This is a genomic window from Dactylosporangium thailandense (assembly GCF_059739745.1).
This window is the reverse complement of the sequence record NZ_AP029195.1, coordinates 3,623,084-3,637,238: the sequence shown is the minus strand read 5'-3', so window position 1 is coordinate 3,637,238 and position 14,155 is coordinate 3,623,084. Positions and strand designations below refer to the sequence as shown.

The 14,155-nt window shown below is 71.4% G+C and carries 13 protein-coding genes; 5 read left to right on the top strand and 8 right to left on the bottom strand.

What is annotated here, in order from left to right:
- Positions 1-37 precede the first annotated feature (37 nt).
- A complete protein-coding gene (locus AC6JBM_RS16325) occupies positions 38-1,192 on the top strand; it encodes an outer membrane protein assembly factor BamB family protein (protein WP_497984442.1) in 1,155 nt (384 codons plus the stop codon).
- Positions 1,193-1,212: 20 nt separating this feature from the next.
- Here the strand turns inward: AC6JBM_RS16325 and AC6JBM_RS16320 are convergent, their stop codons facing one another.
- The 5 genes from AC6JBM_RS16320 to AC6JBM_RS16300 all read right to left on the bottom strand — a co-directional run bounded on the left by AC6JBM_RS16320 (position 1,213) and on the right by AC6JBM_RS16300 (position 5,937).
- Positions 1,213-1,554 (bottom strand): MmcQ/YjbR family DNA-binding protein, encoded by a 342-nt coding sequence (locus AC6JBM_RS16320; RefSeq protein WP_497984441.1) that lies wholly within the window; start codon positions 1,552-1,554, stop codon positions 1,213-1,215.
- Positions 1,551-2,147, bottom strand: a complete 597-nt coding sequence (locus tag AC6JBM_RS16315) for a TIGR03086 family metal-binding protein (RefSeq protein ID WP_497984440.1) — start codon at positions 2,145-2,147, stop codon at positions 1,551-1,553. The genes AC6JBM_RS16320 and AC6JBM_RS16315 overlap by 4 nt, the downstream gene beginning before the upstream one ends.
- Positions 2,137-2,550 carry an SRPBCC family protein gene (locus tag AC6JBM_RS16310; protein ID WP_497984439.1) on the bottom strand — a complete coding sequence of 138 codons (414 nt, stop codon included), beginning with the start codon at positions 2,548-2,550 and terminating at the stop codon, positions 2,137-2,139. Before AC6JBM_RS16310 ends, AC6JBM_RS16315 begins: the two co-directional genes overlap by 11 nt.
- The gene (locus AC6JBM_RS16305; protein ID WP_497984438.1) at positions 2,547-2,861 is read right to left on the bottom strand and encodes an ArsR/SmtB family transcription factor; all 315 of its coding nucleotides are present in this window, start codon (positions 2,859-2,861) and stop codon (positions 2,547-2,549) included. Before AC6JBM_RS16305 ends, AC6JBM_RS16310 begins: the two co-directional genes overlap by 4 nt.
- A 142-nt stretch (positions 2,862-3,003) precedes the next feature.
- The gene (locus tag AC6JBM_RS16300) at positions 3,004-5,937 is read right to left on the bottom strand and encodes a glycoside hydrolase family 48 protein (RefSeq protein ID WP_497984437.1); all 2,934 of its coding nucleotides are present in this window, start codon (positions 5,935-5,937) and stop codon (positions 3,004-3,006) included.
- A 358-nt stretch (positions 5,938-6,295) separates the two neighbouring features.
- Between AC6JBM_RS16300 and AC6JBM_RS16295 the strand changes: the two genes are divergently transcribed.
- Entirely contained in the window at positions 6,296-6,730 is a 435-nt protein-coding gene (locus AC6JBM_RS16295) for an SPW repeat protein (RefSeq protein ID WP_497984436.1), read from the top strand.
- A gap of 265 nt (positions 6,731-6,995) precedes the next feature.
- Here the strand turns inward: AC6JBM_RS16295 and AC6JBM_RS16290 are convergent, their stop codons facing one another.
- Positions 6,996-7,511, bottom strand: coding sequence for a DinB family protein (locus AC6JBM_RS16290; protein WP_497984435.1), 516 nt, complete (start codon positions 7,509-7,511; stop codon positions 6,996-6,998).
- Between the two features lie 186 nt (positions 7,512-7,697).
- Between AC6JBM_RS16290 and pgm the strand changes: the two genes are divergently transcribed.
- On the top strand, positions 7,698-9,329 hold the full coding sequence (pgm, locus tag AC6JBM_RS16285) for a phosphoglucomutase (alpha-D-glucose-1,6-bisphosphate-dependent) (protein WP_497984434.1): 1,632 nt from the start codon (positions 7,698-7,700) through the stop codon (positions 9,327-9,329).
- 92 nt (positions 9,330-9,421) lie between these two features.
- Here the strand turns inward: pgm and AC6JBM_RS16280 are convergent, their stop codons facing one another.
- Together AC6JBM_RS16280 and AC6JBM_RS16275 are read right to left on the bottom strand one after the other, a co-directional pair.
- Positions 9,422-10,081, bottom strand: a complete 660-nt coding sequence (locus AC6JBM_RS16280) for an adenylate kinase (RefSeq protein ID WP_497984433.1) — start codon at positions 10,079-10,081, stop codon at positions 9,422-9,424.
- Positions 10,082-10,593: 512 nt separating this feature from the next.
- On the bottom strand, positions 10,594-10,968 hold the full coding sequence (locus AC6JBM_RS16275) for an FKBP-type peptidyl-prolyl cis-trans isomerase (protein ID WP_433604139.1): 375 nt from the start codon (positions 10,966-10,968) through the stop codon (positions 10,594-10,596).
- A 65-nt stretch (positions 10,969-11,033) separates the two neighbouring features.
- On the opposite strand from AC6JBM_RS16275, the gene AC6JBM_RS16270 reads away from it, so the two are divergent.
- Positions 11,034-11,588: a hypothetical protein gene (locus tag AC6JBM_RS16270; protein WP_497984432.1), complete on the top strand. Its 555-nt coding sequence runs from the start codon at positions 11,034-11,036 to the stop codon at positions 11,586-11,588.
- A 693-nt stretch (positions 11,589-12,281) separates the two neighbouring features.
- Entirely contained in the window at positions 12,282-14,030 is a 1,749-nt protein-coding gene (locus tag AC6JBM_RS16265) for an MFS transporter (RefSeq protein ID WP_497984431.1), read from the top strand.
- Positions 14,031-14,155: the final 125 nt, after the last annotated feature.

Sequence of the window (14,155 nt, the reverse complement as noted above, 5' to 3'; positions counted from 1 at the left end):
CGCGGATTCGACGCGGGGGCGGCCGTACGATCGCCCGATGAACCGCCGCACCTTCCTGCGGGCCGCGACCACCGGGGCCGGAGCGCTCGCGGTCGGGGGTGCCCTGGCGTGGTACGGCTTCCGCGACGACCACGGGCCGGCCGTGCCCGGGGCCGTGTCGACCGGGCGGCGCTGGCGGGTGCCGCTGCCCGACGAGCCCGACGCGCTGCTGCTCGCCGGCGACACACTGCTCGCCCTGGGCCGGACGCTGACCGCCTACGGGGCCGGCGACGGCAAGGTGCGGTGGCAGCAGGACCTCGGCCGCAACACGGTGCAGACCAGCCGGGCCGGGGACGCGCCGGTCCGGGTTGCCGGGGACGGGTTCGTGCTGCGCACCCAGGAGGGCGGCGCCGGCCAGGTCCGCGTGGCGGCCGTCGGCGACGGCACGGAACGCTGGCGGCGGGCGTTTTCCGGGTACGTCGGCGATGTGGTCCTGACCGAGCAGGGCGCCGTGGTGACGGTCGCCGACGGCACTGAAGGCACTGCTGGCACTGCTGGCGCTGACGGCACTGGCGGCCGCGGCCTGCTCGGCTTCTCCGGCCCGGCGGACGCGTGGCGGCAGCCGGTCCAGGCCGGCGACGGCCCGTTCGACCTGCTCGCCGCGGGCGGGACGATCTTCGCCGCCGCGCGCGAGCTGGCCGCCCACGACGCGGCGACCGGCGCCCGCAAGTGGGGCGTGGCGGCGCCCGAGGGGCACGTGTTCGGGCGCCCGGTGGTGCTCGGGCCGCTCGTGGTGGCGCTCGGGATGCGCTATGTCGACGACGACTACCTGTACCGCAACGAGTCGGTGCACGCCTTCGACGCGGCGTCGGGGCAGGTGCGCTGGCAGTACGACGCCCCGGGCGGCTTCCTGGCCGACGGCGCGCCGCTGCTGACCGGGCGCGGGATCGTCGTGGTGCACGAGGACGGCACGCTGACCGGCCTCGACCCGGCCGGCGGGGCCGAGCGGTGGAACTTCGACTGGGACTTCGCCGACATCATCGCCGCCGGCGACCGGGTGTTCGTGGCGACGACGGACGGGGTGGCGATCGTCGACCCGGTCACCGGGCAGCGCGACACGCAGCTCGACGAGCCGAACGCGTTCAGGCTCGCCGGGTCGGGCTCGCGGCTGTGCGTGGCCGCCGGGAACACGCTCACCGCCTACGACCTCTGAGCCCCCGGCGGTCACGGCGCTCACTGAGCGGGGCGGTCCTTCTTCGGCAGCTTCGACACGACCCAGCGGTAGGACTCGTCGACGACCTCGAAGATCTCCTCGTCGGGAATGGCACCGCCGAGGCGCAGCGTGTTCCAGCCGGAGCGGCCGATGTACGCCATGACGGAGGCGTCGCCGGGGTACCGGTGCAGCCACTCGTCGGCCGCCTCACGGCTCGGCGCGCACTTGACCCCGACGGACTCCGAGCCGACGAACGCGAAGATCTTGGGTCCGACCTTCGCCACCACGTCGCCCTCCCACGGCTGGTCCTCCCAGGCGCCGGGCTTGGCGAGGCAGTGCGCGAGCAGCTCGTCACGGGTCATGCGCGTCTGCCCACGAAGCTCAGGAACCTCGTCTGCGCGTCCGCGCCCGCGGGTGGCTCGATCGGCGGCCCGAAGGCGCCGGTGGCGAGCAGCCCGGCCGCGAACGGTTCGGCCGCGGCGTGCACGCGCGCGACCTGCGCCGGGTCGAGGGCCTCGTCGCCGCCGGTGGCGCGGGCCAGGTCCCAGGTGTGCACGAGCACCTCCACGCTGCCGACGACCGATACGGCCTGCGGGATGGGCACGGCGCCCATCGGCCCGCCGGGCAGCCGCAGCGCGGTCCGCGCCGGGTCGGCCAGCATGGTCAGCATATCGTCGCGGACCCGCGTGAACGCGGCGGCCAGGTCGGCCCCGGGCGCCACGGGCGGTGCGCCGGCCATCGGGCCCACCCCGATCCCGTCGGCCGGCGCCGGGGCCGGGCCGCCCGCCATGAACAGCAAGCCGCGGTGGCCGTCGACGAGGTGGGCGACCACGTCGCGGGCGGTCCAGCCGGGGCGCGGGCTCGGGCCGTCCCAGGCCCCGGCGGGCGCCGCGCGGATGCGGGCCAGGAACCCGTCGGCGAGGGCCGCGTAGTCGTCGCGGATGTCAGAGCGCATCGAGCACCTCCGTGAGTCGTGCGGCGATCCGGCTGCGCCAGCCGCCGGCCATGACGTGCGCGGCCCCCTCCAGGCCCGGGCCGCCCGCCTGGTGCAGCAGCAGGCGGGTGCCGCGGCCCTCGGGGTGCAGCGTCCAGGTGAGGGTCCACGTCGCGCCGCTCTCGGTGTCGGTCCACGCCACGCGGAGCATGCGCCCGGCGTCGAAGGCGAGCACCTCGGCCTCGATCCGGCCGGAGAACCCGGCGGCGGGCAGCGGCTGGACCCGCATCGGATAGCGGTGCCCGACCTCGAGGCGGAAGTCGCCGGGCATGAGCCAGCGGGCGATCAGCTCCGGCTCGGTGAGCGCGCGCCAGACCTTGGCGGGCGGGTGCGGGTAGAACGCGCCCGCCGACAGCTCGGTCACGGCAGCTCGTCGAGGACGCGGCCGAGGCCGGCGAGCTTGCGGGCCCAGAAGCGCTCGAACGGTTCGAGCCAGTCGCGGACCGTGGCGAGGGGGGCGGGTTCGAGGCGGTACACCCGCTGACGGCCGGATCGCGTCTCGCTGGCGAGGCCGGCCTCCCGCAGCACCCGCAGGTGCTCGGAGAAGCTCGGGCGGGCGAGGTCGAAGCGGGCGGCCAGGGTGGCGACGGGCTGCGGGCCCTCGTCGCGCAGCACCCTGAGGACTTCGCGGCGGACCGGGTTGGCCAGCGCCGCGAACACGGCGGTCTCCTGCACGCCGCCCACTATACGTCGGAAATTTCCGACGGATAAGCCGGTGGGCGCCCCGCCTCGCGACGGGGCGCCCCTTGCGTCAGCTGCCGATCAGCAGGCCGTAGTCGGCCATCGCGATGGCGATGTCGGACTGGGCCTGCTTGCGTCAGCTGCCGATCAGCAGGCCGTAGTCGGCCATCGCCATGGCGATGTCGGACTGGGCCCAGAACCGGTGGAACGTGAACGTCGGGGCCGAGCCGCCGTTGAGGTACGACTGCACGGCCGGCCAGTTCGGGTCGTTCTTGTAGAAGGAGCGGATGTCCAGGAAGGACTTGCCGGGGGCGATCACGTCACCGTTGGGCATGACGCCGCTGTAGCCCGACGGGATGTACAGGCCCTGCTGGTTGGACGAGGACCACACGTCGTCGAAGCGGTTGTAGTCGGTCCGGGTCTCCGGAATGCCGACACCCTGCGAGTCGGTGTGCAGCCAGATGCCGTCCAGCAGCTTCTTGGCCGTCGTCTTCGCCGAGGTGTCGTTCGCCTTGGCGCCGTAGTAGGTCAGCAGCCGCGCGTACGCGGCGGCCACGCCGACGTCGGTGCCCTTGCTCACGACCGAGACGTGCAGGTTGGTGTTCGCGGCCGGGCTGGACGGGTTCCAGGTGGCCGGGGCGCCGGTCCAGGACAGGGTGTCCGGGATCTGGAAGTCGCCGTTCGAGGAGAACGTGGTGTTCGCGATCGCCCAGCTGACCCACTTGTCGAGCATCGTCTTGGCCTTGGCGTCGCCGGTCGCGTAGTAGTACTCCGCCACGCGCTCGATCGACCAGGCCTGGAAGCCGAACCACTGGTTCGACGGCGGGTCGTGGTACACCGGCTGCACGTCGTAGGCCATGCCGTAGAACGTCGGCGTGCCGGCCGGCGGGGCCGAGTAGTTGCCGCCCCAGCTGTTCGTCGCGCCGCCGGCGAAGGCGCCCTCGGACGACTGCAGCCACTGGTAGAACTCGAGCTGGCGGCCGAGGCTGGTCTGCCAGTCGGCCTTCGCGGTCGGGGACTTCGGGGTCAGCGCCGAGACGTTGGACAGCGCCCACGCCGCGAGCGGGTTCTGGTAGCCCTGGTGGTTGTGGCTGGAACCGATGCGCCACGCCCACTGGCCGCCCGCGTCGCCGCCCCAGGCGTAGTACCACGACATCAGGTAGGCCGCGGAGTCCTTGCCGGTGCCGGCCGCGCAGTTGACCGAGGTGCAGCCCGGCTTCTTGAAGTACTTGTCGTACATCGCGTAGCGCAGGTAGTCACCCATCTTCGCCGCCTTGGCGACGGTCGCCGCCACGTCGGCCTGCTTGTTCTGGGCCGTGGCCCACTGCAGCGCCCAGTAGGCCGCCTCGACCGCGCGGGCGTCGGCGTCGGGGGCGTTGGTGTAGCGCCACTGCTTCGCCGGGGTGCCGTCGATGAACAGCGGCAGGTAGCCGCCGTTCTGCTTGGCGCCGTAGGCGAACGTCTCGCAGGACGGGTGGGCGACGGTCTCCCACACCGACTCCTGCGGGCCGCGCTGGTAGGTGTTGATGAACGACACCTTCGAGCCGGCCACCGGCGTGCAGGAGCTGTAGCCGTAGACGTTGTCGACGTCCTCGATCCAGTGCATGCCGTACACGTCGGAGTTGCCGTACGTCGAGACGAGCTCGTTGTACAGCGGGTCGACGCCGACCTTGATGGACGAGTCGAGGTGGCCGCCCTGCTGCGGGTACAGGCTGGGCTGGTCGGCCTCCGGCGCGTAGTCGGCCGGGTCGTTCGGGTTGTAGCCGCCGGTCGTCTGGTTGGCGTGGGTCGGGATGATGTACTTCTCCATCGTGTCCCAGGCCTTGTTGAACGGGGCCCAGTCACCCTTCACGCGGCCGTACTGCGCCTCCATCCAGATCCAGAAGCTGAACGCCTCCGAGGTCGTCTCGTGGCCCCAGTCGGGCGCCTCGACGACGAGCGTCTCGATCGCGTGGTAGGGCACGCCCTCCGAGGAGAAGTACCCGTTGCCGTGGATCTTGTTGTACTGCTCCAGGAAGCGCTGCACGTACACGCCGCCGGCCACGTCGTCGTCGCTCTCGATCGCGCTGACGGTGGCCGAGGTCCAGCCGCTGGCGCTGAGGGTGAGCGTCGCCGTGCCGTTGGTCGAGTCCGCGTCCTGCGCCGCCGAGACCGTCACCGTCTGCGCGGTGTTCCAGTTCGCGGTGGTGAAGGTCAGCGACGCGGGCGCGACGGTGATGTCGGTGTCCCCGGTGCGGGCGACCGCCACCGTCACGTTCGACGTGGGCGCCTGGTTGAGCTTGACCGACAGCGGGGTGGAGCCGCCCTCGGGCACCGTCAGCGTGGTGGGCGTCGCGACGATCGACGGCCCGGTGACCGGGTCGACGAAGACCGGCACCGCGGTGGAGGTGCCCACCGCGCCCTTGCTGTCGTAGGCCTTCGCCTGCAGGCTGTACGCCGCCGTCTGGGCCGGCACGCCGGTCCAGTTGTAGGTGAACGGGGCGGTGGTGTCGGTGCCCAGCAGCAGGCCGTCGTGGTAGAACTCGACCTTCGCGATCGAATCGCCCGTGTCCGGGTCGGTGGCCGACGCCGTCATCGCGATCGAGGCCGGCGCCGAGTAGCGCGTGTTGGCCGCCGGGGCGGTCAGCGACACCGACGGGGCCGTGTTCGGGCCGGTGCACGGGGTGCCGTTGAGCGAGAAGCTCGTCGGGTTCGTGTTCGTGCCGCTGTAGTTGGCGTTGAATCCGGGGTTGACCGTCCCGCCCGAGGGCAGGCTCCCGTTCCAGGCGGCGTTCTTGATGGTCACGTTCTTGCCGGACTGGGTGAAGTCGCCGTTCCAGCTCTGCGTGACGGTCTGGTTACCCGCGTAGGTCCAGGTGACGTTCCAGCTCGTCAGTGCGTCACCCAGGTTGGTGACGACCAGGTCGCCGGTGAAGCCGGTCGGCCACTGGCTGCGCACGGTGTACACCACCGAGCAGCCGGTCGCGGCATGGGCGGTGCCGGCCGGCAGGGCAATAAAGCTGCCGGCGATCAGCGCGCCGACGGCCAACGCGCGGAGCCGGCGTTTCGGCCCGCGTTGGGGTGTGGACATCTCGCTCCTCGTGAAAGTTACGAACCGGGGGGCGGGCACTACGAAGCGCAATGGCGTTGGGTGGCAACGGCATTGCTGGCAGTGCCCCGGCGGCTCCCATCCGCGAGGTGACGAGGATTCTGGCATGGGAGCGCTCCCGGGACAAGCGGCGCTAGGGTCACCGCACCCATCGACCCCCATGGAGGTGATGCCGAACCCCCACTCGCGGCTCCCACGCGAAACCAGCCGGACGCGGCGGAGCAGGGCGTCTGCAGCGCCGCCCCGCCGCGTCCGGTCCGCTGATAGTTCGGCCGCCCCGCGGTGTTAGTTCCACAGGTTTCGGGTTAGTCCTCCCTCATCCGACCGGAAGGGGGTCGTCATGGTCCGACCCATCGCAGACCTCGAGGGGCATCCGGACATCGCCGAGTTGCGCGCCCACTACGATCAGGTGTCGGAGACACCCGCCGCGCGCATGACCGACGGTGCCCTGGTGCTCGCGGGGCTCTACCTCACGGTGTCCCCGTGGGTGGTGGGGTTCTCGCCCTTCGAGGCGAACCTGTCCGTCAACAACTTCATCTGCGGCATCGCGATCGCTGTCCTCGCGTTCAGTTTCGCCGTCGCCTACGGCCGTACGCACGGCCTGGCGTGGGTGCCGGTGGTGCTCGGCGTGTGGACGATCATCGCGCCGTGGGTCATCCAGCGCGGTTACGCCACGGGCGGCACGATCGCGAGCAACGTCGTGATCGGCGTGATCACGGTGTGCCTCGGGCTGGCCGCGATGCGGCCGGGGATGGTGACCCGCCGGAAAGGATGACGGACGACGGTCAGGCTGGGCCCGCCCGCCGCGGGCCCAGCCGGCATCGGGCCGGGCCCTGCCCGAGCAGGGCCGTGCCCGGGTCTCGCACGGCTCTGCCCGGGCAGTGCCCGGTCCCGCGCAGCCCTGTTCACGCCCGGCTTTGCCGGGTCTCGCGCAGCCCTGCCCACGCCCGGACGCGCCCGGCTTTGCCCGGGCGGTGCCCGGTCTCGCGCAGCCCTGCCCACGCCCCGACGCGCCCGGCCCTCCGCGGGGCGCTGTTTGTTCAGCCGGTCTCGCCGTCGATGCGCTGGCGCAGCAGATCCGCGTGGCCGTTGTGGCGCGCGTACTCCTGGATGAGGTGGAGGTACACCGCCCGCAGCGACATCGGCCCGCGCAGGTCGTCCTCGAACGCGTCGTCCAGCCGGCTGCCGGCCACCGAGGCCCGCGAGGAGCGCCACTCGTCGATCAGCCTGGTGTAGTCCCGCTCGGCGTGGGCCGGATCGACCTCGTCGAACGCGGCGTCCTTCGAGTCGGGGCGGCGATAGGTGTACTGCACCGGGCGCCCGTGGAATCGGGCGTGGAACCATTCCCGCTCGACGTCGGTGAGGTGGCGCACGAGGCCGAGCAGGGACATCGTCGAGGGCGGCACGGACGGCTCGGCGAGCTCGGCGCCGGTCAGGCCCGTGCACTTGCCGACGAGCACGGCGCGCTGCCAGTCGAGCCAGCCCTCGAGGAGGGTGCGTTCGTCGGCGACGAGCGAGCCGCCGAACGGCGGTGGTGGCGGTGCGACCCAGGTCATGCCCCGATCCTATGGTCGCGGCCGGCTCGCTCTGGCGCTTGCCCCGCCTCGGCGCTTGCCCCGCCTCGGCGCTTGCCCCGCTCTGGCGCTTGCCCCGCTCTGGCGCTTGCCCCGCTCTGGCTCTTTGTGGGCGTGGGCGGGGCGTCCGTTGTGTGCGCCGGGGCGCCACGTGGCAACGTATTGCCCATGTCCGTCCATCCCCGCGCAGGGCAGCCGGCGCAGCGCTCCGACCTCGTCGACGTGCCGCGGCTCATCACCAGCTACTACGCCGTCCACCCCGACCCGGCCGACCCCGCCCAGCAGGTCGCGTTCGGCACCTCCGGTCACCGCGGATCGAGCCTGCGCGGCTCGTTCAACGAGGACCACATCGTCGCCACCAGCCAGGCGATCTGCGACTATCGGGCTTCCCAGGGGTACAGTGGCCCGCTCTTCCTGGGTCGCGACACTCACGCGCTGTCGGAACCCGCGACCGTGAGTGCGCTCGAGGTGTTCGCGGCCAACGGGGTGACGGTGCTGATCGACAGCCGGGACGGGTTCACGCCCACGCCGGCGGTGTCGCACGCGATCCTCACGAACCGGCACCGGGGCGCCGACGGTGTCGTGGTCACCCCGTCGCACAACCCGCCCGAGGACGGCGGCTTCAAGTACAACCCGCCCAACGGAGGGCCGGCCGACACCGACGTCACCAAGTGGATCCAGGACCGCGCGAACGAGCTGCTGCGCGGCGGCCTGGCCGGGGTCGAGCGGGTCACCTACGCGCGGGCGCTGGCGGCGGAGACGACGCAGCGGTACGACTTCCTGGCGTCCTACGCCGATGACCTCGGCTCCGTCATCGACCTCGACGCGATCGCCGCGTCGGGGGTGCGCATCGGCGCCGATCCGCTCGGCGGGGCGAGCGTCGCCTACTGGGCGTACATCGGGGAGCGCTACAAGCTCGACCTGACCGTCGTCAACCCCGTGGTCGACCCGGCGTTCGGGTTCATGACGCTCGACTGGGACGGCAAGATCCGGATGGACTGCTCGTCACCGAACGCGATGGCCTCGCTCATCGGGCGGCGCTCCGAGTATCAGGTCGCCACCGGCAACGACGCGGACGCGGACCGTCACGGGATCGTCACTCCCGACGCGGGGCTCATGAACCCCAACCACTTCCTCGCGGTCGCGATCGATTATCTGTACCGCAACCGCTCGGGCTGGCCGTCGAGCGCTGCGATCGGCAAGACCCTGGTGTCGTCCTCGATGATCGACCGGGTGGCCGCGGATCTCGGGCGGACCCTGATCGAGGTGCCCGTCGGCTTCAAGTGGTTCGTGCCCGGGCTGCTGGACGGGTCGGTCGCGTTCGGCGGCGAGGAGAGCGCGGGGGCGTCGTTCCTGCGGCGCGACGGGTCCGTGTGGACCACCGACAAGGACGGCATCCTGCTGTGCCTGCTCGCGTCGGAGATCCTGGCGCGTACGTCGCGGACGCCGTCGGAGCACTACCGGGACCTGGTGGGGCGGCACGGGGAGCCGGCCTATGCGCGGCTCGACGTCGCGTCCTCGCGGGAGGAGAAGGCGGTGCTCGGGAAGCTGTCGCCCTCGCAGGTCTCGGCCACGTCGCTCGCCGGCGAGCCGATCACCGCGAAACTGACGGCGGCCCCGGGGAACGGGGCCGCCATCGGTGGTCTGAAGGTCGTCACGGAGTCCGGATGGTTCGCTGCCCGCCCGTCCGGCACCGAGGACGTCTACAAGGTGTACGCGGAGTCCTTCAAGGGCCCCGAGCATCTCGCCGAGATCCAGTCCGAGGCGCAGGGCGTGGTGTCCGCGGCGCTGGCCTCGTAGTCCGCCTGGGGTCAGGCCACCGCTTCCTCGGTGGTGGCCTGGCTCTGGTGTGCGATGCCGCTTGTCTGCGTGTTTTCTCGCGGCCCCGGCGGTCAGGCTACGGCTTTGTCGGCGGTGGCCTGGCTCTTGTGCGCGATGCCGCTGGTGTGCGTGTTCGGGCGCTTCAGGGCGCGCTGGAGCTGCACGATGATCGACCAGGTCACCTCGGACACCGGACGCGCGCCGTTGACCTGGATGAGCAGCTCGCGGGAGGAGTAGTACTCCAGCAGCGGGCGGGTCTTCTCCTCGTAGACCTTGATCCGGTGCCGGATCACGTCCTCGGTGTCGTCGGCGCCGCGGGCCCGCTCCAGCAGGCGGCGGATGAGCTCCTCCTCGGGCACGTCGAGGTGCACGGCGATCTGGACGCCGACGCCGAGGGAGCCGGCGGTGCGGTACGCGGCCTCGGCCTGCTCGACCGTGCGCGGGAACCCGTCGAGCACGTAGCCGCCGGTCTCGCTCGCGGCCATCACCGGCTTGCGCAGCATGTCCATGATGACGGCGTCCGGGACCAGCTCGCCCTTGTTGACGATGTCCTCGACGGTCCTGCCGATGGTCGTGCCGTCCGCGATGTGTTTGCGCAGCAGATCACCGCTCGCGATGTGCGTGATCCCGAACTGCTTCGCGATCGCATTGGCCTGGGTGCCTTTTCCGGCGCCCGGTGCTCCCACCATGAGGATCCGCTTCGACCGCGGTGCCGCCGACTGCATCGTCATCTGCACACCCCTTCGTATGCCCCGCTCATCGGCCCGCCGCCGATGGTCCAGCATCGCATCTCGATCTGCGGTGTGTGCTGTGGGACGGCTGTGAATTTCCGCATGCCCGGCTGTGGGAATTTTGTCCCGCCAGCCGGGAATGCGCTCGCCGCTGTACGCGTTGACCGCCTGGTGTTCTCGCGGTTCGCGTGTTGCGGGCCGATCGACGGGATTTCGTCCGTGGTTGTCGTTCGGCCGGTGTTGTGCGGTTTCGGCGGGCTTTATCGCGCTGCCTCCGGCGGTTGTTGCCCTTCCGGTGGCCTTGCGTTCGCCTTGATTCGGCGCCTTCGCTGGCGACTTTGCTCGGGGCCTTCGCTCGGCTCGCTTGCCTGGCCGCTTCGCCTGGCTCACTCGCCTTTCCGGTTCGCTCGGTTCGGCCGCTCGGTGCGTTCGCCTGGTTTGTTGGGTTTGGCGCCTTTGCCTTTGTGCGGCGACGTCGCTCGCGCTCGTTGACCTGGCGGCTTCGGCCTAGCTCACTTGGTGCCGAGCAGGTCCACGACGAACACCAGCGTCTCGCCGGGCTTGATCACGCCGGCCGCGCCGCGGTCGCCGTAGCCCAGGTGCGGCGGGATGACGAGCTTGCGACGCCCGCCGACGCGCATACCGGCCACGCCACGGTCCCAGCCGGTGATGACCTGACCGCGACCGAGGCCGAACTCGAAGGCACCCCCGCGGTTCCAGGAGGCGTCGAACTCCTTGCCGGTCGACAGCGACACGCCGACGTAGTGGACACTCACCTGCTGACCGGCCACGGCCTCCGGCCCATCACCCACAGTGATGTCCTCGATGACCAGATCGGCGGGCGGCGGACCGTCGGGCAGCGTCACTTCAGGCTTGCTCAGGGTCATGCGCTTGACTCCTTCGTTACGAAACGTCGACTCCATCCTGCCCTATCCCGTCGTACCGTCGGCGTGTGCATCCCGTGCGGGTGGCTTTCCGGCTGGTGACGGCGTGCGCCGCGCTGGAACTCGGCCAGGCCGCCGCGGCCGGGTTCCTGCTGCTGAGATACGGCGGCCTGGTGGAGACGCTGGGCCCGTGGACGCGCATCGAGGCCATGGTCATCGAGGCCGTCTACGTGCACCTGACCGGCGCGACGATCCTGGCCACCGGGTTGGGCACGCTGCTGTCGGGCACGGCGATGGCGGTACCTCGGCGGACTCCGTATACACGCACGATCGTGCGCTGGACATTGCTGCTCGTGACCATCTCCTTGCTGCTCGGAGTCGTCTACAGCCCCGACGCGGTGCTGCTGCCGGACAATCAGCAACAGTTGGATCATCTCCAGCCGTTGCTCCCCTTGTGGTACTCGGCGCAGCAGGGCCTCACGGTGACGGCGGTCATCGCGTGTGCTGTTGGGGCGGTGATCCGCTTGGGGAGCGAGGCCGCGGGCGAGTACTACCGGCGCCACGACCCGACAGCCACCTGGCACGGCTTCACGTCGTGGCTGGACGTGCGCTTCCAGGATTGACGATGATGGTGGACGGCTTTTCTCGCCTGGGCGCGCACGTTGTTCCTGGCTTGTAGGCCGCTTCGGCTACGTAGAGTGACGATCCTCGAATTAGCGGATTACCAATAACCGGTAATTCAATAATCGATAATCCGGTCGGCGACGGCGACGGCGACGGCGACGGCGGCTGCGGTGGCGACTGCGACCACGATGGCGGTAGCGCTGCGACGGCGGCGGCGACGGTCGTGGTCTGCTGGCGCTTCGACGGCAGGGCGGCGGTGCTTCGGCATGGCGACGCTTTGCAGCCGGCGCGGGGGTGCTTCGGCGGAGCATGACCGTGGCGCGACCGCGGCATGGTGCGCCGCAGCGCCAGTTTGACGGCAGGGTGCGTTGCTTCCGCCGGGCGACGTCTTGGCGGTGGCGCGCAGGCGGCGTGGCGTGTCACGGTGGCGCAACGGCGACGTGGTGGATCACGGTGGCACTCCGACGGCAGGCTGGCGCCGCGGTGGTGACAACTGTTCGCGCCACGGGGGGCTGCGGTGGCACTCCGACGGCAGGTTGGCGCCAAGGGGCGCGTTGGCGACAACTGTTCGCGGCGCGGCGGCGGCGCCTCGGCCGCTCATACCCCGCCCAGACCGGTGATGCGGCAACAGATATCGGGAAATTTCGGCCGCCATGTCGAATCCCGAGGTGCGCCTCCGACCGGTTGGCATGATGAAGCGCTCGCCCTGGCTGGGCCTCGCCGTGCTGGCCCTGCCCGCCCTCCTGGTCTCGATCGACGTGTTCGTGCTGCTCCTCGCGATGCCCCGCATCGGCGCCGACCTGCATGCGAGCAGTACCGAGCAGCTATGGATCCTCGACGTCTACGGATTCCTCCTGTCCGGCTTCATGATCACGATGGGGACGCTCGGCGATCGGATCGGGAGGCGGCGGCTGTTGCTGCTCGGCGCGGCGGCGTTCGGGGCGGCGTCGATCGTGGCCGCGTACAGCACGGGGCCGCTCATGCTCATCGCCGCCCGAGCCGGCCTCGGCATCGCCGGTGCGACCCTTGCGCCTTCGGCGTTGGCGCTGATCAGCGGGCTCTTTCCGGACCCTCGGCGCCGCGGGCTGGCCATCGGGGTGTGGATGGTCTGCTTCATGAGCGGCGCGATCATCGGACCGGTCGTCGGTGGATTGCTGTTGCAGCACTTCTGGTGGGGGTCGGCGTTCCTGTTCGGGGTACCGCCGATGCTTCTGCTGCTGATCCTCGGGCCGCTGCTGCTGCCCGAGCAGCGTCACCCGGGCGCGGGCCGGTTCGATCTGGCGAGCGTCGGGCTGTCGCTGGCGGCGATTCTGCCGTTCGTCTACGGCGTCAAGGAGCTCGCGCGCGGCGGATGGCGGCCGCTGCCGGTCGTGGCCCTGCTCGCCGGGATCGCCCTGGCCGTGGTGTTCGTCCGCCGGCAGATCGCCCTCGGGGCCACCAGCGACCGGTCCCGCGCCGCCGCCTCGACCGCCGTCGCCGGCCGCGGTCCGGCTAGCGATGGCATCGCCGGCGGCGGCCCGGCTCGCGATGGCATCGCCGGGGTCCGAGGCCGACCGGTCCGTGGGGCGCGGCGGGAGCCGTTGCTCGACCTGCGGCTGTTCCGGGACCGGGCGTTCGCCACCGCGCTCGGCGGCATGTTCATCGGCACGATGCTCACCGGCGCCATGATGGTCTTCATCACCCAGCACCTGCAGATCGTCGACGGGCTGTCACCGCGCGACGCCGGCCTGTGGATCCTCCCCGCCGCGATCGCCACCGCGGCCAGCTTCCAGGTCTCGCCGCTGCTCGCGCGGCGGGTGCGGCAGGGGCGGCTCATCGCGGGCGGGCTGCTGCTGTCGGCGGTGGGCGTGGCGCTCGTCGTGTTCATTCCCGCCGATGCCGGGCCGTTGCCGATCATCTGCGCGTTCATTGTCACCAATCTCGGGATGGGGCCGATGGTCACGCTCGCCACCGGGATTGTGCTTGGGTCGGCTCCGCCGGAGCGGGCGGGCTCGGCGGGGGCGTTGAACGAGGTGAGCGGGGAGTTCGGGTACGCGCTCGGGATCGCGCTGCTCGGGAGCCTCGGCACCGCGGTCTACCGGGCGCTCGTCCAGGTGCCCGCGGGGGTCCCGGGGGGTGTTGCTGCCGGGGTTCGGGACAACGTGACGGCGGCGTCGGCCGCGGCCGGGAGTCTGCCCGGTGCGCTGGGGGAGCGGGTGCTGGTCGCGGCTCGGGACGCGTCCACATCGGGGCTGCACGTGGTGGCCGGGGTCTGCGCGGTGGTGCTGGTCTTGCTGGCCGTGGTGTCGTTGCGGATGCTGCGACACCTGCCGCCGTTGACGTCGGCACCGGCCGCAGAATCCGTCAGCGGGCCGGAGGTGTCGTCCCCGGATCCCGTCAGCGGGTCGGAGGCGACGGCCGCGGAACCGGATGCCGATCCGGCGAGCGGGAAGTCACGATAAGGACCTGATCGCCGGGGCGGGGAAGGCGCTCGCGTCAGTGGAACAAAACCAGGCTGTGGTTCGTGGCGGCGGCCGGGACAAACCGGCCGCGGGTAACCGGGGTAACCGGCCGGAGTGGGCACGGC